Below are 22002 nucleotides of genomic sequence, written 5' to 3'. Positions count from 1 at the left end.
TCCGACTCTATCAGACCATTTCCGATCCGATTACCGCCGGGGTTTTACCGACCTCACCGGCACACACGTTTCCGTGCGGCTCGTCGAGGCGGTTGTGCCAACGTACTGGAGGGGGCGTCCGGATGCAAATCCGGGCACCCCCTCCGGTGACGAACCGTCAGACCTCGACCACCACAGGCAGGATCATCGGTCGGCGGCGGTAGGTGTCGGAGACCCACTTGCCCACCGCGCGACGGATCAGCTGCTGGAGCTGGTGGACGTCGGCCACGCCGTCGTTGGCGGACCGCATCAGGGATTCCTCGATCTTCGCCACGGCCGGGGCGAACGCGGTGTCCTCGATGCCGGAGCCGCGTGCCTGGATGTACGGACCGCCCACCAGCTTGCCGGTGCTGCTGTCCACCACCACGAAGACCGAGACGATGCCTTCCTCGCCCAGGATGCGGCGGTCCTTCAGCGAGGACTCGGTGACGTCGCCGACCGACAGGCCGTCCACGTACACGTAGCCCGCCTGGACCTTGCCGACGATCTTGGCGACGCCGTCGTAGAGGTCGACCACGACGCCGTCCTCGGCGATGACCGTGCGGGACTTCGGGATGCCGGTGGCGATGCCGAGGTCCGCGTTGGCGCGCAGGTGGCGCCATTCGCCGTGTACCGGCATCAGGTTGCGCGGCTTGCAGATGTTGTAGAAGTACAGCAGCTCGCCGGCCGACGCGTGGCCGGAGACGTGCACCTTGGCGTTGCCCTTGTGGACGACGTTGGCACCCCAGCGGGTGAGTCCGTTGATCACGCGGTAGACGGACGTCTCGTTGCCGGGGATGAGCGACGAGGCCAGGACCACCGTGTCGCCCTCGACGATGCGGATCTGGTGGTCGCGGTTGGCCATCCGCGACAGCGCCGCCATCGGTTCGCCCTGGGAGCCCGTGCAGATCAGCACGATCTCCTCGTCCGGCAGGTCGTCCAGCGTCTTGACGTCGACGACCAGGCCGCCGGGGACGCGCAGATAGCCCAGGTCTCGGGCGATGCCCATGTTCCGGACCATCGAGCGGCCGACGAACGCCACCCGGCGCCCGTACTCGTACGCCGCGTCCAGGACCTGCTGGATGCGGTGCACGTGGCTGGCGAAGCTGGCGACGATGATGCGGCGCTCCGCCTTGGCGAAGACCTGCCGCAGCACCGGCGAGATGTCGCGCTCGTGCGGGATGAAGCCGGGGACCTCTGCGTTCGTGGAGTCCGACAGCAGCAGGTCGATGCCCTCCTCGCCGAGCCGCGCGAAGGCGGGCAGGTCGGTGAGGCGGCCGTCCAGCGGCAGCTGGTCCATCTTGAAGTCGCCGGTGTGCACGACCATGCCCGCGGGGGTGCGGATGGCGACGGCCAGCGCGTCCGGGATCGAGTGGTTGACGGCGACGAACTCGCAGTCGAACGGGCCGATGCGCTCGCGGCGGCCCTCCTCGACCTCCAGCGTGTAGGGCCGGATGCGGTGCTCCTGGAGCTTCGCCTCGATCAGGGCCAGCGTCAGCTTGGAGCCGATCAGCGGGATGTCGGGCTTCTCGCGCAGCAGGAACGGGACGGCGCCGATGTGGTCCTCGTGGCCGTGGGTGAGCACGATGCCGACCACGTCGTCGAGACGGTCCCTGATGGACGTGAAGTCCGGCAGGATCAGGTCGATTCCGGGCTGCTCCTCCTCGGGGAAGAGCACCCCGCAGTCGACGATCAGCAGTCGGCCGCCGAACTCGAAGACGGTCATGTTGCGGCCGATCTCGCCGAGGCCGCCGAGGGGGGTGATGCGCAGGGCCCCCTCGCGGAGTGCCGGCGGGGCCGAGAGGTCAGGATGCGGATGGCTCAAAGGTTCTCCTTGGCGCTCGCGCCACATCCCCAAGGGTGCCGCCGTACGGACCCGTAGTGGTCCGCGGGCTCTGCCGGCCCGGCGTGGCGGTCCCGTGGGACACATGGCGCGAGTGGATCGTGCGGTGTTCTGGTCAGTGGTGTTGTTCTGGCTGTATTCGGTTGTTCTGGCCTGTATTCAGTTGTGAAGTCTTTGGTCAGAGCTGTACCCCGCCGGCGGCGAGATCCTTCCTCAGCTGCTCGGTCTCCTCGGGCGAGAGCTCCACCAGCGGCAGCCGCAGCGGTCCGCCGGGCAGCCCGCGCAGGGCCAGGGCGGCCTTGGTGGTGATCACGCCCTGGGTGCGGAACATGCCGGTGTAGACGGGCAGCAGGCGCTGGTGCAGTTCGGCGGCCTTGGCCACGTCACCGGCGAGGTAGGCGTGCAGCAGGTCGCGCAGCTCCGGCGAGACGAGGTGGCCGACGACCGAGACGAAGCCGACCGCGCCGACCGACAGCAGCGGCAGGTTGAGCATGTCGTCGCCGGAGTACCAGGCGAGGCCGGAGCGGGCGATGGCCCAGCTGGCGCGGCCGAGATCACCCTTGGCGTCCTTGTTGGCGACGATGCGCGGGTGCTGGGCGAGCCGGACGATCGTCTCGGTCTGGATCGGGACGCCGCTGCGGCCGGGGATGTCGTACAGCATCACGGGCAGGCCGGTGCTGTCGGCGATCGCCGTGAAGTGCCGGTACAGGCCCTCCTGGGTGGGCTTGCTGTAGTACGGGGTGACGGTCAGCAGGCCGTGGGCGCCGGCCTTCTCGGCCTGGCGGGCGAGTTCCACGCTGTGCCGGGTGTCGTTGGTGCCGACGCCCGCGACGACGAACGCGCGGTCGCCGACCGCTTCGCGCACCGCCCGTACGAGCTGCTCTTTCTCCGCATCGCTGGTGGTCGGGGACTCACCGGTGGTGCCGTTGACGACGAGTCCGTCGTTGCCGGCGTCCACCAGATGGGCGGCGAGGCGCTGGGCGCCGTCGACGTCGAGAGCGCCGTCCGCGGTGAACGGCGTGACCATTGCGGTCAGGACCCGCCCGAAGGGGGTCTGCGGTGTGGAGGTCGGAGCCATGGGTCCAACGCTACTCGTAGCCGGTACCGGAGTGCCCCCTTGGGGACCTTCCGTGAGGTCCGCGAGGGTTGCGCGCCGCCGCGTCGGGGCCCTGACACGGGCGGGAGCGGGGGAGGTGGGACCCCGGCGCTGCCTGCTCGGGGGTCCAAGCAGCGCCGGAATCCGTTTCTGAAGCCTAGATGAATGTCACTAATACCCGCAATTGGGACACTTTGGACGTTGGTTCATCAGGGGAACGGCCCTGTCACGGGGCGGGCTCTTCTTCCCCCGGTCCCGCGTGGGCGGGTCGGTCCGCCGGGCCGGTTCAGGGGGCCTGGCGGCCGTTGGCGTTGAACGCGGCGTACGTCAGCGGCATGAGCCGCGCCCACTCCGCCTCCATCCGCTCCGCGACCATCTCGATCTCCCGCTGCGGGAACGACGGCACGGCGGCGCGGTCGTCCTTGGTGCGCAGGCTGAGGAAGTGCATCAGGGAGCGGGCGTTGCAGGTCGCGTACATCGAGGAGAACAGCCCGACGGGCAGCACGGCCCGCGCCACCTCGCGCGCGACGCCGTCCTTCAGCATCCGCTGGTAGGCCTCGTAGGACTCCAGGTAGGAGGCGCGCATCGTCTCGGAGACGGCGGCGTGCTGCTCCGGGGAGCCGTGTACGAACTCGTACTTGCCGGGGCGCCCCTGCTGCACGAGCTTGCGGTCCTCGCCGGGCACGTAGAAGACCGGCTGCAGCTCGCGGTAGCGGCCGGACTCCTCGTTGTACGACCAGCCGACGCGGTGCCGCATGAACTCGCGGAAGACGAAGATGGGCGCGCTGACCAGGAAGGTCATCGAGTTGTGCTCGAACGGGCTGCCGTGGCGGTCGCGCATCAGGTAGTTGATGAGCCCCTTGGACCGCTCGGGGTCCTTGCCCAGCTCGTCGAGGGACTGCTCCCCCGCGGTGGAGACCCGGGCCGCCCACAGCACGTCCGAGTCCGCGGCGTTGTGCTTGACCAGTTCCACGGTCACGTCGCTGCGGAAAGAGACGGAGGTCTCGGAGGGGGTGTCGGGCACGAGAGCACACTTCCTGAATCGTCACTGGTGGACCCGGCCGGGCCGACGGCCAGCCTATCGATCGGCATCGTGCCGGGCTGGAGGCGGGGCCGCTCCGGAACCCCGGAGGCCGGGATCGCGTCAAATACAACGACCGGTGCAGATCATGGACATCGGGCACCAAACGGCGGCCCGGTTCGTTTCCGGTGCAGACCAGCCTACGATTCGGGGAGGAAGACGCCATGTTCCGCCGGGGAGAGCCCGTTCCGTTCGCCTTCGTGGCCGAGGCGGACAGCTTCCGCAGCAACGTGGAGCCTCCACCCCGGCAGCGCGCGTCACGGTCCCAGATAGCCGGGCGCATATTCGCCACGGTCACGGTCGTCGCCGGGCTGGTGGGCGCCGTGGTCCTGGGCACGCCCGCGCTCAACGCGCAGCACTCCCCCGGGTCCGCGCCCCAGCAGGCGGACGTCGCGCACCACCACTGAGCCGGAGTCCTTTTCCGCACGGGAGCCGCCGGTACGAGCTCCGCACGGGAGCGGCTGGTACGAGGCCCCATGGTCCGTCGCGGCGCTGGTAGCCTCACCGGTCACGGCCTGCCCCGGGAACGATCGAGGGCGGCCGGTCTGGTCCGCGCACATCCACCGCTGGAAAAGGACATCGCGCCGTGCCCCTGTCTTTCCTCACCTCCGACGCCGGCCAGGACGAGCGCTTCGCGGCCGCGGACCTCGCTTCGCGGCGGGCGGTGGAGGGATGGCACCGGCCGTACCAGCTGGGGCCGTGGCGGGTGGCGACGGCGTCGCTGCTGCTGGTGCTGGCGTCCTACCTGCTGTTCGCCGCGCTCATCGAGGGGCTGGCGGTCGGCGCGTCCGGCGCGGTGACCCTGCTGGTGTCGGGCGTCGTGGTGATCGCGGTCGCGCTGCGGCTGCTGCGCGTCGGCGTCTGGGTCGGCGCGCACGGCCTGCGGGTCACCACGCTGCTGCGGACGAACACCGTTTCGTGGGACGGCGTCGAGGTGCGTACCGCGCAGCAGCCGGTGCGGTTGCTGGCGCTGCCGCGCACCGTTCAGGGACAGGCCCTGGTGGTCCGCAAGGCGCACGGCGGCGAGCTGCCGACCGTGCTGACCGACCACAGCCCGGACTTCCTGGGCCGGTCGGAGTCCTTCGACGTCGCGGCCGACGTCATCGAGGGCTGGGCGACCGACCTGCGCCGCGGCTGAGTCCGGCGAGGGCCGCGTACCCGGGGCGGGCCGCGGTCCGTGCGCTCAGGCGCGGACCGGGCGGCCGTCGTGCAGGGCGATCGCGCGCTGCATGGCCTTGCGGGCACGCGGGGTGTCGCGGGCGTCGTGGTAGGCGACGGCGAGGCGGAACCACGAGCGCCAGTCGTCCGGCGACGTCTCCGCTTCCGCCTTGCGCCGGGCGAAGACCGCGTCGGCGGAGTCCCGGTCGATGCGGCCGCTGGGGGTGCGTACCAGTTCGTCGACCGGCAGGCCGCCCTCCGCGTCCAGTTCCCTCGCCAGCCGGTCGGCGCTGGTGGCGAACCGCGTGGTCTGCACGAGGAACCACACGCCGATGAGGGGCAGCACCAGCACGGCGACGCCGAACGGGATGGTCACCGCGGTGCCCTGTTGCAGGAGCATCACGCCGCGGCTGCCCGCCAGGTAGAAGTAGACGAGCAGCACGGCGGCCGTGACGAAATACGTGATCTTCGCGCGCACAACGATCAGCCGATCAGTCCAGGTCGAGGAAGTGTTCGAGGCCGAAGGTGACCCCGGGGCGCTCGGTCACCTTGCGGGCGGCGAGCAGAATGCCGGGCATGAAGCTCCGGTGGTGCAGGGAGTCGTGCCGGATGGTCAGCGTCTCGCCCGAGTCGCCGAACAGCACCTCCTGGTGGGCCAGCAGCCCGTGCAGCCGCACCGCGTGCACCGGCACGCCGTCCACGTCCGCGCCCCGCGCGCCCTCCAGGCCGACCGTGGTCGGGTCCTGCTGCGGCGCGAGCCCGGCGCGTTCGCGGGCCGCGGCGATCAGCTGGGCGGTGCGGGTGGCGGTGCCGGACGGTGCGTCGGCCTTGCCGCGGTGGTGCAGTTCGACGACCTCGACGGACTCGAAGAACCGCGCCGCCTGCTGCGCGAAGCGCATGGTGAGCACCGCGCCGATGGAGAAGTTCGGCGCGATGAGCACGCCGGTGCCGGGTGAGGCGGCGACCCAGCCGTCGAGCAGCGCGAGGCGCTCGTCGGTCCAGCCGGTGGTGCCGACGACGCCGTGGATGCCGTTGGCGACGCAGAACCGCAGGTTCTCCATGACCGCGTCGGGGTGGGTCAGCTCGACGGCCACGTCCGCGTGGGCCGCGGTCAGCGTCTCCAGTGAGTCGCCCCGGCGGAGGGCGGCGACCAGTTCCAGGTCGTCGGCCGCCTCGACGGCACGTACGGCTTCGGAGCCGATCCGGCCGCCGGCGCCGATCACGGCCACACGCAGCTTGCTCATCTCGCTTCGTCCTTCGGGTTCGGGGCGGTCGGAAGGGTCGGGGCCGCCGCCCGCGGTCCGGGGCGGCGGGCCCGGGGTCAGGCCACGGCCTCCTGGAGGAGGGCGGCCCGCTTGCCGTTCAGCGGGCCGATCGCGGCCAGTGACGGCCGCCGTCCCAGCACGTCGCGTGCCACCGCCCGCACCTCGTCGGGGGTGACGGCGCGGATGCGGCCGAGCATGTCGTCCACCGACAACTGCTCGCCCCAGCACAGCTCGCTCTTGCCGATACGGTTCATCAGCGCGCCGGTGTCCTCCAGGCCCAGCACCGTGGAGCCCGCCAACTGGCCGACGGCGCGGGTGAGTTCCTCGTCGGACAGGCCGTTCTCCGCGACGTCGTACAGCTCCTCGCGGCAGATCTTGAGGACCTCGCCGGTGCGCCGCGGCTGGCAGCCGGCGTAGACGCCGAACAGGCCGCAGTCGGCGAAGGAGGAGGTGTAGGAGTAGACCGAATAGGCCAGGCCGCGCTTCTCGCGGATCTCCTGGAACAGGCGGCTGCTCATCCCGCCGCCCAGCGCGGTGTTGAGCACCCCCAGTGCCCAGCGCCGCTCGTCGGTGCGTGACAGACCGGGCATGCCGAGCACCACGTGGGCCTGCTCGGTGCCGCGGTCCAGCACCTCGACGCGGCCGGTGGCGCGGATCGCCTTCGTCCCGCACCGCGGTCCCACCGGCACCGCGGTCGTGTCGTCCAGCGCCCCGGCCGCCTCGAAGGCGCGGCGCACCTGCCGTACGACGGTGGCGTGGTCGAGGTTGCCCGCGGCGGCGACGACCAGGTGGGTGGGGTCGTAGTGCTTGCGGTAGAAGCGGGAGATGCGCGGGCGGGTCAGCGCGTTGACGGTCTCGACGGTGCCCAGCACCGGGCGGCCCAGCGGGGAGTCGCCGAGCATCGCGGTGTTGAACAGGTCGTGGACCTGGTCGCCCGGGTCGTCCTCGGTCATCGCGATCTCTTCGAGGACCACGCCGCGCTCGGCGTCCACGTCCTGCGGTGTGATCAGCGCGCCGGTGAGCATGTCGCAGATGACGTCGACGGCGAGCGGCAGGTCGGAGTCGAGCACCCGCGCGTAGTAGCAGGTGTACTCCTTGGCGGTGAACGCGTTCATCTCACCGCCGACCGCGTCGATCGCGGCGGAGATCTCCAGCGCGCTGCGCCGCCCGGTGCCCTTGAAGAGCAGGTGCTCCAGGTAGTGCGTGGCACCGTTCAGCGACGGGGTCTCGTCGCGCGAGCCCACGCCGACCCAGATGCCGAAGGTCACCGAGCGCACCCCGGGAATCGACTCGGTGACGACGCGCAGACCGCCGGGGAGCACCGTGCGGCGCACGGTGCCGACGCCCGCGTCGCCCTTGAGGACGGTGGTGGTACGGGCGACGGCCCGCCCCTCAGAAGAGGGGCGGGCCGTCGCGCCACGCTTGCGCGTCGTCACTTGGCGGACTCGTCCTTCGCCGCCTCGGCGTCGCCGTCCTCGCCCTCGATGACCGGGATGAGCGAGAGCTTGCCGCGCTGGTCGATCTCGGCGATCTCGACCTGCACCTTGCTGCCGACCGCGAGGACGTCGTCGACGTTCTCCACGCGCTTGCCGCCGGCCAGCTTGCGGATCTGCGAGATGTGCAGCAGACCGTCCTTGCCCGGCATGAGCGAGACGAAGGCACCGAAGGTGGTGGTCTTGACGACCGTGCCCAGGTAGCGCTCGCCGACCTCGGGCATCGTCGGGTTGGCGATGCCGTTGATGGTCGCGCGGGCGGCCTCGGCGGCCGAGCCCTCGGACGCGCCGATCAGCACCGTGCCGTCGTCCTCGATGGCGATCTCGGCGCCGGTGTCCTCCTGGATCTGGTTGATCATCTTGCCCTTGGGGCCGATGACCTCGCCGATCTTGTCCACCGGGATCTTGATGCTGATGATCCGCGGGGCGTTCGGGGACATCTCGTCCGGGACGTCGATGGCCTCGTTCATCACGTCCAGGATGTGCAGGCGCGCGTCGCGGGCCTGCTTGAGCGCGGCGGCCAGCACGGAGGCCGGGATGCCGTCGAGCTTGGTGTCGAGCTGGAGCGCGGTGACGAAGGTCTTGGTGCCCGCGACCTTGAAGTCCATGTCGCCGAACGCGTCCTCGGCGCCGAGGATGTCGGTCAGCGTCACGTAGTGCGTCTCACCCTCGATCTCCTGCGAGATCAGGCCCATGGCGATACCGGCGACCGGGGCCTTGAGCGGCACACCGGCGTTCAGCAGCGACATGGTGGAGGCGCAGACCGAGCCCATCGAGGTCGAGCCGTTGGAGCCCAGCGCCTCGGAGACCTGGCGGATGGCGTACGGGAAGTCCTCGCGGGCCGGCAGCACCGGCAGCAGCGCCCGCTCGGCCAGCGCGCCGTGGCCGATCTCGCGGCGCTTCGGGGAGCCGACGCGGCCGGTCTCGCCGGTGGAGTACGGCGGGAAGTTGTAGTTGTGCATGTAGCGCTTGCGCGTCTCGGGCGCGAGCGTGTCGAGCTGCTGCTCCATGCGCAGCATGTTCAGCGTGGAGATGCCCAGGATCTGGGTCTCGCCGCGCTCGAACAGCGCCGAGCCGTGGACGCGGGGGACGACCTCGACCTCGGCGGACAGGGTGCGGATGTCGGTGACACCGCGGCCGTCGATGCGCACCTTGTCCTTGATGACGCGCTCGCGCACCAGCTTCTTGGTGAGCGCGCGGTAGGCGGCGGAGATCTCCTTCTCGCGGCCCTCGAACTGCGGCAGCAGCTTCTCGGCGGCCAGGCCCTTGACCCGGTCCAGCTCGGCCTCGCGCTCCTGCTTGCCCGCGATGGTCAGCGCCTGGGCCAGCTCGTCGCGGACGGCGGCGGTCAGCGCCTCCAGGACGTCGTCCTGGTAGTCGAGGAAGATCGGGAACTCGCCGGTCGGCTTGGCGGCCTTGGCGGCCAGCTCCGACTGCGCCTTGCACAGGGTCTTGATGAACGGCTTGGCCGCTTCCAGACCCGCGGCCACGATCTCCTCGGTCGGCGCCTCGGCGCCGCCCTCGACCAGCTTGATGGTCTTCTCGGTGGCCTCGGCCTCGACCATCATGATCGCGACGTCGCCGTCCTCCAGGACGCGACCGGCGACGACCATGTCGAAGACGGCCTCCTCCAGCTCGCTGTGGGTCGGGAACGCCACCCACTGGCCGCGGATCAGCGCGACGCGCACGCCGCCGATCGGGCCGGAGAACGGCAGGCCCGCCAGCTGCGTCGAGGCGGAGGCGGCGTTGATGGCGACCACGTCGTAGAGGTGATCGGGGTTGAGCGCCATGATCGTGGCGACGACCTGGATCTCGTTGCGCAGGCCCTTCTTGAACGAGGGGCGCAGCGGGCGGTCGATCAGACGGCAGGTGAGGATGGCGTCCTCGGAGGGGCGGCCCTCACGGCGGAAGAACGAGCCGGGGATGCGGCCGGCCGCGTACATCCGCTCCTCGACGTCCACCGTGAGCGGGAAGAAGTCGAGCTGGTCCTTGGGGTGCTTCGAGGCGGTGGTGGCCGACAGGACCATGGTCTCGTCGTCCAGGTAGGCCACCGCGGAACCGGCGGCCTGGCGGGCCAGGCGGCCGGTCTCGAAGCGGATGGTGCGGGTGCCGAAGGAGCCGTTGTCGATCACGGCGTCGGCGTAGTGGGTCTCGTTCTCCACTATGGGAATTCTCCTTGTGTCCGCTCCGGGGCACCTGCCCCGGAGCCTTCCGCGGTGGAGCGCCGCACCGCCGGACACGGCGGTCCCGGCCGGGCCGGTCTTCGATCGAAGCCACCGGGGTGCCACGTCGTGCGGCGGGTCGTCCACCGCGCGGCGCGACCCGGGGGCCACTACCGAGGACCGGCGCCTCTGGCACCGACTCGGCGGTCGGCAGGCGCGGGCGCTCCTCCTTTGTTCTGTTCTTTCCAGGCCAGACTACAAACCTCGCGGTCCGGCCACACGTACGGCGAACAACCGTCACACGTACGGCGACATCGTCGCCGCGTCCCGGGCGGTGCTCACGTACGGCAAAGGGAGCGGCCCCCGGGTCGGGAACCGCTCCCCTTCACGACGTCTCAGCGGGCGCCCGCCGCGCCGCGGCGGATGCCGAGGCGCTCGACCAGGGCGCGGAAGCGCGTGATGTCCTTCTTGGCCAGGTACTGCAGCAGGCGGCGGCGCTGGCCGACCAGGAGCAGCAGACCACGGCGCGAGTGGTGGTCGTGCTTGTGGGTCTTGAGGTGCTCGGTCAGGTCGGTGATCCGGCGGGTCAGCAGGGCGACCTGGACCTCGGGGGAGCCGGTGTCGCTCTCCTTGGTACCGAAGTCCGCGACGATCTGCTTCTTGGTTGCGGCGTCGAGCGGCACACTTACTCCTTGGGTCTTCGTGCTCGCGAGCGCCCCTGGTCTGCTTCTCAGGGGAACGTCGAAACTCGTCGAGCGAGAGGGCCGGGTGGACACACGGCCGTCACCCAGAGTACCAGCCCCTGTCCGAGGGTCGTCCCCGGGTCCCCGGCTCGGCGTCCGCTCAGCCGGAGCCCATCCCCCGCGCGGCCCCGTAGACGCCGAGCACCGCCAGGCACAGCGGCACCAGCGACAGCAGCACGGCGCCCTCGGCGAGGTCCAGCAGCCTGCCCCAGAACGGGGAGACCCCCTTCTTCGGCACGATCAGCGCGACCGCCGCCGCGAGCCCGGCCCCGGCGGCCACGCTCGCGGCCAGCCACAGGGTACGCAGATCCGCCCGCGCGTGGTCGCCGGTGAGCAGGGCGTGCGCCTCGGCGGCCGGCGGGTGCAGCGCGAGCCCGAGCACCAGCAGCGCGATCGCGCCGACCCCGGCGGCCAGCAGGCAGCCGACCTGGGCGGTGTACCGGAAGAGCCGGGCCCGGGTCAGCGCGGCGAGCCCGGTGGCCAGGGCGAGCGGCTGGGCCCAGGCGGAGTGCGAGAAGCCCAGCACCGCGCCGCAGCCCACCACGACCGCGCTGCATCCGCCGACCAGGCCGAGCAGCATCTCGTGGCCGCGCCGGGCCCGGGCCGCGATCCGGGTCTCGTCGACCGGCTCGGCGTCCCGTACCCCCGCGGCGTCGTCCGGGCGGGGCGTGGCGAAGCCGATGGGCAGCCGGGCGAAGCGGGCGGACAGCGCGGGCAGGAACGCGGTCGCGGCCACCGCGAGGACCGCGCAGACCGCGGCGACGTGGGAGGGGGCCGCCTCGGTGAGGACCGCGGCGAAGGCGGCGAGGGTGCCGACGGCGGCGGCGGTCGCGGCGGCCACGAACGGGGCGTCCCCGTTCGGGGTGAGGGCGATGAGCAGGGTTGACGCGACGAGGACGGTGACGCAGCCCAGCAGGAACTGGAGGCGGCCAGGGCCCTGCCCGGTGTCGGGGGCGACGATCGCGGAGCCCGCGAGCAGCAGCAGCGGCAGCGCGCCGAGCCCGAACGCGACGGCGGAACCGCGGTCGTCGTAGACCCGGGCGCGGACCGCGGCCAGGGCGGTGAGCAGCACGCCCGCCGCGGCGGCGATGACGCCGGGCAGTCCGTGGGTGTCGTGGCGCACGGGGTCGGCGCACCACAGCACCAGGGCCGTCAGCGCCAGCAGCAGCATCCCGCCGGTGAGTCCGGCGGCCCGCATCAGCTCGTCGCTCCAGCGGCGGCGGTCGGTGGCGACCGCGGCGGCCACGGCGTCCACCACGTCGTCGTAGACCGCGGGCGGCAGCGACTCGGCGAACGGCCGCAGGCTCAACACCTCGCCGTCGAGCACCCGTTGGGCGGCGAGGCTGCGGGCGGGGTCCAGCACGGTGCCGTCACGGCGCACCAGATGCCATCCGGTGGGCGCGTCCGGCGGCTGGGTCTGGCCGGACAGCCGCAGGATCTCGGGGTTGATGTCGGCGAGCGGGATGTCCTCGGGCAGGGCGACGTCGATCCGGCTGTCGGGTGCGACGACGGTGACGCGGCTGAAGCCGGTCGCTGCGGTCGTGCTCACCTCGCGGTTCCCCCTTGAGTTCGTGGCGATGCGGCCAGCAACCCTATCGGGCAAGGGCGTTGACGTGTTCAGTAGGATCGTCGATCGCGCGGGGGGAGGCCGTCGCCACCCGGCGGCGGCGCGGAGCTGAGGCCAGCTGACCCGGAAGACGTCCCCGTCCGCATTGAGGATTGATGCTTCGGTGAGCGTGGTCGTCGTCAAACGCCCGCCCAGGGCGGTGCCGCCCGAGGTCCCCGCGCAGGAGGTCCGGCTGGAGACCCCGCCGGAGCTGCCCCGGGGCCAGGAGCAGGGCCTGTTGATGACGCTGCTGCCGATGCTGGGGATGGCGTCCTCGTCGGCGTTCTTCTTCATGCCGGGCACGCAGGCGTTCATGAAGGTGATGGGCGGACTGATGGTCGCCTCGACCGCGGTCATGGGCGTCACCCAGGCGGCGCGGATGCGGCAGGGCCCCTCGGGGCAGATGGCACAGGCGCGCCGCGACTACTTCACGTACCTGGCCGGGGTGCGCAAGCAGGTCCGCCGCACGGCACACGCGCAGCGCACCGCGCGACTGCACCAGCACCCGGAGCCGGACCAGCTGTGGGCGCTGGTGGCGCAGGGCGACCGGGTGTGGGAACGGCGGGTGAGCGACGCGGACTTCGCCCACGTCCGCCTCGGCCTGGGCGCGCAGCGGCTGGCCACCCCGCTGGTCGCGCCGACCACGGCACCGGTGGAGGAACTGGAGCCCCTCACCGCGTCGGCGATGCGGGGCTTCCTGGCGGCGCACGGGTCCTTGGACGGCTTGCCGATGGCGGTCAGCCTGCGGGCGTTCTACCACCTGACCGTCTCCGGCGCGCCCGACGCGGTGTACGGGACGGCGCGGGCCATGGTGGCGCAGCTGGCGACCCTGCACTCCCCCGAGGACCTGGTGATCGCGGTCGCCGCCGGGCACGGCTCGGCGGACGAGTGGGAGTGGACCAAGTGGCTGCCGCACACCCAGCTGCCCGGCACGCTGGACGGCGCGGGCACCCGGCGGCTGTTCCGCGACGACGTTCCCGAGCTGGAGGAGGCCCTGCGGCCGTACCTGGAGGGCCGTCCGCGGTTCCACCGCTCCGCGCAGCCGCTGCTGGACCAGCCGCACCTGGTGATCGTGGTGGACGGCGTGACCGTCCCGGCGGAGGCCGCCATCGCCTCGGCCGAGGGGTTCCAGGGCGTCACCGTGGTGCAGCTGCTCCCCGGTGAACTGCGGGAGCCGGTCGGCATGTTGTCGGTCGTCGTCCATCCGCGTGAGCTGCGCACCGAGACGCCGGACGGCATGGTCTACACCGGCGTGCCGGACGCCCTGCCGTACGCGGGCGCCGAGGCGCTGGCCCGGCAGCTGGCCCCGTTGCGGCTGGGCACCGACGACGGCGAGGAACCGCTGCTGACCAACCTGGAGTTCACCGACATGCTCGCGCTCGGCGACGCGGCGTCGGTGGACGTGGCCAGGACGTGGCGTCCGCGTTCGGCGCACGAACGGCTGCGGGTGCCCGTCGGCGTCGGCCAGGACGGCCGCCCGGTCGTCGTCGACCTGAAGGAGGCCGCCCTTGAGGGCATGGGCCCGCACGGCCTGTGCGTCGGCGCCACCGGCTCGGGCAAGTCGGAGCTGCTGCGCACGCTGGTGCTGGGGCTGGCGGTCACCCACTCCTCGGAGGCGCTCAACTTCGTGCTCGCCGACTTCAAGGGCGGCGCGACCTTCGCCGGGATGTCGGAGCTGCCGCACGTCGCCGCGGTCATCACCAACCTGGCGGACGACCTGACGCTGGTCGACCGGATGCGCGACTCGATCACCGGCGAGCTGCAACGGCGCCAGGAACTGCTGCGCGCGGCCGGCAACTTCGCCAACGTCCACGACTACGAGCGGGCCCGGGCAGGCGGCGCTCCGCTGGAACCGCTGTCCTCGCTGCTGCTGGTGGTCGACGAGTTCAGCGAACTGCTCAGCGCCAAGCCCGACTTCATCGACATGTTCATCCAGATCGGCCGCATCGGCCGGTCCCTCGGCGTCCACCTGCTGCTGGCCTCGCAACGGCTGGAGGAAGGCAGGCTGCGCGGCCTGGACACCTACCTGTCGTACCGCATCGGCCTGCGCACCTTCTCCGCCGCCGAGTCCCGCGCCGCGCTCGGCGTGCCCGACGCCTACCACCTGCCGTCGATCCCCGGTTCCGGTTACCTGAAGTTCGGCACCGACGAGATGGTGCGCTTCAAGGCGGCCTACGTGTCGGGGCCGTACCGCCCGGGCACGGCCGCCTCCGGTGACGGCCGTGACGGCTCACCGGCCGTGGAGCGGCGGCCCGTGCTGTTCACCGCGGCGCCGGTGCCGGTGACGTACGCGGTACCCGACCCGGTCGGATCGCCGTCGCCCGGCGACCGGGACGAGGCGGGGCAGGCCGCCACCGTGCTGGACGTGATCGCCGGGCGGCTGGAGGGCCAGGGGCCGCCGGCGCACCGGGTGTGGCTGCCTCCGCTGGACGAGGCGCCGCCACTGGACGAGCTCTTGTCGCCGCTCGCCCCCGTGGAGGGCCGCGGGCTGACCGCCGCCGGGCATCCGCACCTGGGCAGGCTGTGCGTGCCGCTGGGCGTGGTGGACAAGCCGTTCGAGCAGCGCCGCGAAACGCTCGTGCGCGACTTCTCGGGTGCGGCGGGCCACATGCTGGTCGTGGGCGGGCCGCGTTCCGGCAAGTCCACGCTGCTGCGCACCCTGATCTGCTCGTTCGCGCTGACCCACACGCCGCGTGAAGTCCAGTTCTACGGGCTGGACTTCGGGGGCGGCGCGCTCAGCTCGGTGGCGGACCTGCCGCACGTCGGCGGGGTGGCGTCGCGCCTCGACCCGGAGCGGGTGCGCCGTACCGTCGCCGAGGTCGCCGGGGTGCTGGCGCGGCGCGAGGAGTTCTTCCGCGCCCAGGGCATCGACTCCATCGGCACCTACCGCAGGCGCCGCGCCGCCGGTGAACTGCCGGACGAGCACTGGGGCGACGTCTTCCTCGTGGTGGACGGCTGGGGCGCGTTCCGGCAGGACCACGAGGCGCTGGAGGCGGTCGTCACCGACATCGCCGCCCGGGGCCTGGGCTACGGCGTCCACGTGGTCGTTTCCGCCGCCCGGTACATGGAGGTCCGCGCCGCGCTGAAGGACCTGCTGCTGGGCCGTCTCGAACTGCGCCTCGGCGACACGCTGGACTCCGAGTTCGACCGCAAGGTCGCCGCCAACGTGCCGGCGGGCGTGCCCGGCCGGGGCCAGGTGCCCGAGCGCCTGCACTTCATGGCCGCGCAGCCACGGGTGGACGCCACCGGCTTCGCGGAGGACCTGCCGCAGGCCACGTCGGCCCTGGTGCGCGCGGTGGCGCAGGCCTGGCCGCACGCGCACGCGCCGAAGGTGCGGCTGCTGCCCCGGCAGGTGCCCGCGGACCGGCTGCCGAAGGGCTTCGAGTACCCGCGTCAGGGCGTGGCGTTCGCTCTCGACGAGAACGATCTGGCGCCGGTCTTCGTGGACTTCGAGACCGACCCGTTCTTCGTGGTGTTCGGCGACAGCGAATCGGGCAAGACCGCGCTGTTGCGGCTGTTCGCCAAGCAGATCGCCGAGCGGTACACGCCCGAGGAGGCGGTGATCGTCGCGGGCGACTACCGGCGTTCGCTGCTGGGCGCGCTGCCCGAGCAGCATCTGCTGGAGTACGCCCCGGTGGCGTCCTCGCTGGAACTGCACATGAACGAGCTGAACGCGCTGATGACCCGGCGCGCTCCCCAACCGGACGTCACACCACAGCAGTTGCGTGACCGCAGCTGGTGGTCGGGCCCGCAGGTCTTCGTCATCGTCGACGACTACGAGCTGGTGGCCTCCGGGCCGTCCAATCCGCTGTCGGCACTGGTGGACAACCTTCCGTTCGCCCGCGACGTGGGCGTGCGCTTCATCGTCGCGCGGAGCACCGGCGGCGCGGGGCGTGCGCTGTACGAGCCGTTCATGCAGCGGGTACGCGAACTGGGCGCCCAGGGCGTCGTGTTGTCCGGCGATCCGTCCGAGGGCGAGCTGCTGGGCCCGGTCCGCCCGCGCCCGATGCCGGCCGGCCGGGGCTTCTTCGTGTCCCGCAGGAGGGGTGTGCCGCTGGTCCAGCTGGGCTGGCTGCCGCCGAGTTGAGGGGACGTACGGCGCTGCTAGCGTCGTGGCATCGCAGGCATGGAGGGGGAGGGCGTGATGGACTACAGCGGTACGGCACCGGGGTGGACGTCGCCGGGCGGTGCGCGGGACCTGGCGTCGAGTCCGGCGGCGAAGGCGGCGGCCGTGACGGCGTTGCACGGTCTGGAGACCGACCTGAAGACGGACGGCTCGGGCGCGGACAGCGCGACGCACGAGGCGGTCGCCGGTCTGAAGGGCTGGGAGACCGCCGCGGGACTGTCGGACGCGCTCACCGAGTGGCACCGCCAGGTGGCGGCGTTGAACGGCCGTTTCACGGCGGCGCGGCGGGCGCTGAGTGGCACGAACACGCTCTTCGGCGACAACGACGGCGCGACGGCGTCGTCGTTCGGAAGCGGGCCGTTGCTGAAGCCGGAGGCCGGCGGCCCGGTGCCGCCGTATTCGAAGTTGTCGCAGTTCTGAGCTGTCGCAGTTCTGAGCTGTCGCGGTCTTGAGTTGTCGGGTTCCGAGTTGTCGCGGTTCCGAGTTGTCGCGGTTCCGAGTTGTCGCAGTTGAGGGGATGACCGCATGGTGACGTACCAGGAGGCCATGGCGGCCGACCTGTCCAAGCTCGGGGACGCCGCCAGGCAGTGGGGAACGATGGCGGGCACGTTCGGCGACATGGCCACCACGTACCGCACCAAGGTGCTCAGCGTGAGCACGGACGGCAGTTGGACCGGGGTGAGCGCGCAGGCGTCGGTCGGCACGTCGTTGACCGACCTCCAGGACATCCAGGCCGCCCGGAAGGAGGCCGAGGCGGTGGCCTCGGTCCTGAAGGAGGCCGAGGCGAAGCTGACCCCGTTACAGAGCGCGCTCAGGAAGACGGTGAGCCAGGCGCGGGCGGCCGGGATGATCGTCGACGCGGACGGCTCGGTCTCGGCCGACCCGCGCAACCCCGACTACAACCCGCACCTGTCGAAGGACAGCGGTGAGCAGGCCTCCGCGGAGTGGGCCCGTCGCATCGGTGACGCGCTGTCCGCCCTCCAGGACGAGGACTACGGGGTGCGGGTGGCGTTGGACGCCGCGTCGCGCTACCAGGCTCTCCCGACGGACAACGACTTCAACGCGTCCGCGGACGGGGACGTCAGCCGCGACGACGCCCGTGAGGCGGCGAGACTCGCGTTGCAGTTGGACTCGGCAGGCAAGCTGACCGGGGAGGACATGAGCCACCTCCAGATGCTCATGCGCTCCGGTGACCACGACACGGACTTCAGCCGGACGCTGCTGACGTCGCTGGGCGCGGACAACACGCTGCGGCTGGCGACCACGCTGAACCATCTGTCCAACAGCGGCGCCGAGGACACCCGGGGCTCGTACGCGTCCCTGGAGTCGGAGGTGGCCCTCTCCCTCGCCTCGGCCACGAAGGACCCGACGTCGGCGTTCTACCAGCGCTGGATCAAGCAGCTGACCCGGGCGGGCACGCACACGTTCGGCGACAACCTCGAACCGGTCTACGGCTACCAGTCGCTCGTGACGCTGATGAGCCACGGCGGGAACGGCTACGGCACGCGGTTCCTCTCGGACGTGGGCGACGGGATCATCGCGGCGGAGAAGCCCCGGTCGGGCATCTGGAACCCCGTCAACGGCAGCGTTCCGCCGGGGATGGTGACCGATCCCCTGGACGGCCTGCTCGGCATCATGGGCAAGGAACCGGCGGCGGCCCAGGCCTTCCTGAACCCCGCGGCCCCGCAACACCGGCTCCAGTACCTGCTGGACCAGCGGCAGTGGCCGTACGCGGAGGAAGCGGCGGCCGGAACGCTCGTGGCGTTCAAGGGCCCGGCGGACTGCCAGGGCTTCGGAGCGGCCCTGGAGGCGGCCACGACCGGTCGCCCGTACGGCAGCGGTTTGCTGAGCGCGGCGGTGCCGCATTCGGGGACGGGTGCGTCGATCATGAGCACGGTGGTCAACACGCTGGGCGGACATCCGGACTGGCTCGACGGCGATGACGATCACCCGGCGAAGTTCGCCGATCTGCGGGCGGATCTCGGGGACATGAGCGCGGATTACATTGCGGACTTTCAGAGGGGGGTGAGCGGCTTCAAGGACATCTCGTCGTTCGGCGCGTCCGTCGACCTCACTGGCAGGAACCCGATGGCATTCCTTTGCGCGGTGGGATCAGACCCCCATGCCTACGCCGCGATCACCGGCGCCAACCAGGCGTTCACTGGCAACCTCATCGACCGGGAAGTCGGCGCACACACCGGCTCGGCGGTGTCGCTGACTGAGCGCGTCCAGAACGCCACACTCCCGGGCGCCACCGTCGCAGGTCTGATGAGCGGTGCCCGCGCGCAGGCGGTGCACGACTCCTACGCCCAAAGCGACAAGGACTTCAACGAGAACGCGGCACTCGCCGACAAGTGGGCCACTCGCATCGTCGCGGTGGGCGCGGACAAGGCACTGGAACACGCCACCGAGGCGGTACCCATCGTCGGCACCGTTTCGGAGTGGGCACAGGACGACCTCAACGACAGCATCATGGACACCATCAAGCACGACAACACGCTCGCGGCCCAGGCCGCGGCCGGAGAGCAGTACTCAGACGCACGCATGGCAGCTATCAGTGCGGCACAGGCATCGATCGCGCGGGCAGGAAGGACGCATCATATGAACGGCCCCACGGTTACCGACCTTCAGGACAGCGTGGCCGGTCAGGTGGGGAACGCCTTCGGGTCCGCGACCGCTTGGGCCAAGGCCTACCATGGTTGAGTCCCGTATCCCGCTGCGAGCCGGCTGTACCGGAGCCCGGACCGTTTCCTGGCGCGCGGTCTTCCTCTCCTTGAGCATGCTGCTCCTACCCGCGTCCACCCTCACGGGCTGTGCCTCGACTGCGGCCGTTCCGGCAACGTTCTGCGGACTGAAGGTCGACACGTCTCTTTACGGTCCGCTGTTCCCCAGTGGGAAAACCCTCAAGCCGACTCCCCCAGGGTTCAGGGCCGTGTCCCAAGAGCAAATGCTCGGTATTCGAGGGTGCTCGTACCAGGACAGCCACCGAAACACGCTCATCAGCGCCTCGCAGGAAGGAGTGGGGCAGGACAGCATCTCCAAGGTCGTCAAGTCCTCGAACGCTGCGAACCTGCGGGACTTCCAACCCGTCAACGGGCCTTACGAAGCGGCGTCGTGGAAGGACGATCTCGGAGCGTACGTGGCAGCCATCGTGCCGTGCTCGATACCGGTGCTCGACACCAATTGGTACATGCTCACGATTCAAGCGGGAAGCTCCGCCACCGACGTGAAGACTCTGCGCAAGCTCATCACACCCGCGGCGAAGGCCTACCTGGCCGTGACCCCGTGCCAGCCCGCGAAGCCGGCCACTTCGCCCTCGCCGGCGGCATCGTCGCCGTCCCCGGCCGGGGGCAAGAGCAACTGAGGGTCGGGGCCGCCGGTGCGGCCCCGACCCTCAGCGACGCCTCACGGCGATCACGCGTGGAAGTACTGCGACGCCTTGCGGTCCGTGGCCTGGTACGAGCCGTGGGCGTCCTCGACTCGGCGGGCCACGTCGTCCAGGACCGACTGGATGTCGGCGGCGCGGGACTGCCAGATGGCGTCGGCCTGCTTGAAGGACTGCTGGGCGTCGCCTTCCCAGGTCTCCGAGACGCGCTGGACCCTGCGCCGCAGCTGTTCCAGCTGGTTGCCGAGATCCTTGGCGGCCGTGCGCAGCGCGGTGGCCGCGTCGGTCAGCGAGGAATAGTGGACCTTGAGGTCGTCACCGGTGCTCATGGTGCCCCCTGAGGAAGATGGTTCGGATGGTGGCGGTCGCCTCTCCCGCGAACGGACGCGGTAGGGACGCGACCGGGCTTAGAGGCTGCTGAGCCCACTCGTCGGCCGGCCCCCGACGTTGACGCTCTTGAGGTCCTGAAGGACCTGCTCGTCGTTGGTCTGGGCGCCGACCTTGGTGTCGTGCACCGCTTCCCTGATCCCGTCGAGGACCTTGCGGAGGGCGGTGTGGTCGTCGTTCAGCTGCTCCTGGGCGCGGACGAAGGCGGTACCGCCCAGGCCCTTCCAGTCCGACTGGAGCTGGGCGATCATGTTCGCCAGGTTCTGCACCTGCTTGGTCATCGACTCCGTGGTCGTCTGGATGTCCGTCTCCAGAGACTGGATCTCGGCGTAGGTGAGCCGCTGCTGCTGGGCCATCTGTTTCCTCCCCCTTGTGGAAGTGTTCGGTCGGCGCGGGCCTGCGTCCAATTGCTGGGCGATCGCGCGCTGTTCGTGACTGATGCGTACCGAATTGGTGCACGGTATCCGCTCCGGCGGACACCTCGACCACCAACGGCGGTGTGGGCGACGGCAGTTAGGCCCGACGTCGTCGGCGCAGGGCCCACGCACCCCCTCCTGCGACGACCACGACGGCGGCGACTCCGCCGAGGACCCAGGGCAGGGCGCCGCCGCCCCCGGTGGACGAGGCGGCTTGGGCGGGCAACTTCCCACGTGCCGACGCGGACGAGGACGGCGCGGAGGCGGAGGGCGAGGGCGCGGAGTCGGAGGCCCCAGGCAGCGGGTAGACGTTCGCGGGACCCGGGTCGCCCTGGTGGTCGATGACGGCGATACGGGGGCGGACCATGCCGTAGCCGACGTACTGGCTGGGCACCTCGCCCGTGGTCGGCTTGCCGGCCGTCGACAACAGGACGCGCAGAACCTGGTTCGCTGTCCAGCTCGGATGCTCGGACCAGATGAGGGCCGCGGAGGCGGAGGCGAGGGCAGTGGCAGGGCTGGTGCCGCCGCTCTGGCAGTACTGCTGGCTGTCGGGGTGGCAACGGCTGGGAATGTTGTCACCGGGCGCGGCGAGCGCGACCTGTGGGCCGTAAGTGGACCACTTGGTCACCTGGAGATTCTGCCCCACGGCACCTACACCGACGACTCCGGGAAGGGATGCCGGAGCGACGTCTTCGTTCTGGCCGTCTCCATCGTTTCCAGATCCAGCAAAAATCAACACCCCTTTGCTGTGCGCGTACTTCACTGCGGATTCCATCGGGAAATCACGAGCCGCCGTATCGTCAGCAAAGGACATGTTGACGATACGGGCCCCGTGCGCCACCGCGTAGCGCAGGGCCGTAGCCGCGGCGACCATGCGTGACTCCCCCGCCTTGACCGGGAGAATTTTAGCTCCGGGGGCGAGCCCCTGAATCCCGTTGTCGTTTCCTGTGCCCGCGATCAGCTCGGCCATCTGCGTGCCATGTCCGTCCTGATCAGAAGCGTCGCTGGACGAGTCCACGGCGTTGTAACCAGGCAGGAGATGTCCTGCGAGGTCCGGATCGTCGGGGCGGACGCCACTGTCGACGACTGCGACGGTGACCCCGGCACCTGTGGCGTGCCGCAACATCTGCGTGGCCTGCATCGGTGTGAGGTACCACTGGAGAGACCTGACGTCCATAGCCGACGCCGTCGGTGCGAAGAGACCGAAGACAGCCACCCAAGCG

18 protein-coding genes are annotated in these 22002 nt (G+C 71.0%); 6 read left to right on the top strand and 12 right to left on the bottom strand.

The window, feature by feature from the left end; translation table 11 throughout:
- Positions 1-157: 157 nt before the first annotated feature.
- From K7472_RS30805 to thyX, 3 genes are all read right to left on the bottom strand, one after another.
- Positions 158-1843 (bottom strand): ribonuclease J, encoded by a 1686-nt coding sequence (locus tag K7472_RS30805; protein WP_222982329.1) that lies wholly within the window; start codon positions 1841-1843, stop codon positions 158-160.
- A gap of 196 nt (positions 1844-2039) precedes the next feature.
- Entirely contained in the window at positions 2040-2939 is a 900-nt protein-coding gene (gene dapA / locus K7472_RS30800; protein WP_222982327.1) for a 4-hydroxy-tetrahydrodipicolinate synthase, read from the bottom strand.
- A 304-nt stretch (positions 2940-3243) separates the two neighbouring features.
- The gene (gene thyX, locus K7472_RS30795) at positions 3244-3981 is read right to left on the bottom strand and encodes an FAD-dependent thymidylate synthase (protein WP_222982325.1); all 738 of its coding nucleotides are present in this window, start codon (positions 3979-3981) and stop codon (positions 3244-3246) included.
- A 221-nt stretch (positions 3982-4202) separates the two neighbouring features.
- On the opposite strand from thyX, the gene K7472_RS30790 reads away from it, so the two are divergent.
- Both K7472_RS30790 and K7472_RS30785 read left to right on the top strand, forming a co-directional pair.
- Positions 4203-4445: a hypothetical protein gene (locus tag K7472_RS30790; RefSeq protein ID WP_222982323.1), complete on the top strand. Its 243-nt coding sequence runs from the start codon at positions 4203-4205 to the stop codon at positions 4443-4445.
- 179 nt (positions 4446-4624) lie between these two features.
- On the top strand, positions 4625-5176 hold the full coding sequence (locus K7472_RS30785) for an SCO5741 family PH domain-containing membrane protein (RefSeq protein ID WP_222982321.1): 552 nt from the start codon (positions 4625-4627) through the stop codon (positions 5174-5176).
- A 45-nt stretch (positions 5177-5221) separates the two neighbouring features.
- On the opposite strand, the gene K7472_RS30780 is transcribed toward K7472_RS30785, so the two are convergent.
- The 6 genes from K7472_RS30780 to eccD all read right to left on the bottom strand — a co-directional run bounded on the left by K7472_RS30780 (position 5222) and on the right by eccD (position 12408).
- On the bottom strand, positions 5222-5674 hold the full coding sequence (locus K7472_RS30780) for a tetratricopeptide repeat protein (RefSeq protein ID WP_222982318.1): 453 nt from the start codon (positions 5672-5674) through the stop codon (positions 5222-5224).
- A gap of 13 nt (positions 5675-5687) precedes the next feature.
- Positions 5688-6440, bottom strand: a complete 753-nt coding sequence (gene dapB, locus K7472_RS30775) for a 4-hydroxy-tetrahydrodipicolinate reductase (RefSeq protein ID WP_222982316.1) — start codon at positions 6438-6440, stop codon at positions 5688-5690.
- A 77-nt stretch (positions 6441-6517) separates the two neighbouring features.
- Positions 6518-7897, bottom strand: coding sequence for a M16 family metallopeptidase (locus tag K7472_RS30770; RefSeq protein ID WP_222982314.1), 1380 nt, complete (start codon positions 7895-7897; stop codon positions 6518-6520).
- A complete protein-coding gene (locus K7472_RS30765) occupies positions 7894-10116 on the bottom strand; it encodes a polyribonucleotide nucleotidyltransferase (protein WP_222982312.1) in 2223 nt (740 codons plus the stop codon). The genes K7472_RS30770 and K7472_RS30765 overlap by 4 nt, the downstream gene beginning before the upstream one ends.
- A 395-nt stretch (positions 10117-10511) precedes the next feature.
- Positions 10512-10799: a 30S ribosomal protein S15 gene (gene rpsO / locus K7472_RS30760; protein ID WP_222982311.1), complete on the bottom strand. Its 288-nt coding sequence runs from the start codon at positions 10797-10799 to the stop codon at positions 10512-10514.
- 160 nt (positions 10800-10959) lie between these two features.
- Positions 10960-12408: a type VII secretion integral membrane protein EccD gene (gene eccD / locus K7472_RS30755; RefSeq protein WP_222982310.1), complete on the bottom strand. Its 1449-nt coding sequence runs from the start codon at positions 12406-12408 to the stop codon at positions 10960-10962.
- Between the two features lie 181 nt (positions 12409-12589).
- Between eccD and eccCa the strand changes: the two genes are divergently transcribed.
- From eccCa to K7472_RS30735, 4 genes are all read left to right on the top strand, one after another.
- On the top strand, positions 12590-16552 hold the full coding sequence (eccCa, locus tag K7472_RS30750; RefSeq protein WP_222982309.1) for a type VII secretion protein EccCa: 3963 nt from the start codon (positions 12590-12592) through the stop codon (positions 16550-16552).
- 39 nt (positions 16553-16591) lie between these two features.
- Positions 16592-17011, top strand: a complete 420-nt coding sequence (locus K7472_RS30745; protein ID WP_222982308.1) for a hypothetical protein — start codon at positions 16592-16594, stop codon at positions 17009-17011.
- A gap of 105 nt (positions 17012-17116) precedes the next feature.
- Entirely contained in the window at positions 17117-19294 is a 2178-nt protein-coding gene (locus tag K7472_RS30740) for a hypothetical protein (protein ID WP_222982307.1), read from the top strand.
- A 229-nt stretch (positions 19295-19523) separates the two neighbouring features.
- Complete coding sequence (locus K7472_RS30735) at positions 19524-19955, top strand: hypothetical protein (RefSeq protein ID WP_222982306.1); 432 nt, start codon at positions 19524-19526, stop codon at positions 19953-19955.
- 50 nt (positions 19956-20005) lie between these two features.
- Here the strand turns inward: K7472_RS30735 and K7472_RS30730 are convergent, their stop codons facing one another.
- The 3 genes from K7472_RS30730 to K7472_RS30720 form a co-directional block, all read right to left on the bottom strand.
- Positions 20006-20305 (bottom strand): WXG100 family type VII secretion target, encoded by a 300-nt coding sequence (locus tag K7472_RS30730; protein ID WP_109451208.1) that lies wholly within the window; start codon positions 20303-20305, stop codon positions 20006-20008.
- A gap of 78 nt (positions 20306-20383) precedes the next feature.
- Positions 20384-20719, bottom strand: coding sequence for a WXG100 family type VII secretion target (locus tag K7472_RS30725; RefSeq protein ID WP_222982304.1), 336 nt, complete (start codon positions 20717-20719; stop codon positions 20384-20386).
- A 157-nt stretch (positions 20720-20876) separates the two neighbouring features.
- On the bottom strand, positions 20877-21905 hold the full coding sequence (locus K7472_RS30720) for a S8 family serine peptidase (protein WP_252396513.1): 1029 nt from the start codon (positions 21903-21905) through the stop codon (positions 20877-20879).
- Positions 21906-22002: the final 97 nt, after the last annotated feature.

The organism is Streptantibioticus parmotrematis, from assembly GCF_019890615.1.
GTDB lineage: Bacteria > Actinomycetota > Actinomycetes > Streptomycetales > Streptomycetaceae > Streptantibioticus_D > Streptantibioticus_D parmotrematis.
The sequence above is the reverse complement of the archived record's forward strand: the minus strand, read 5'-3'. Positions and strand labels throughout refer to the sequence as shown.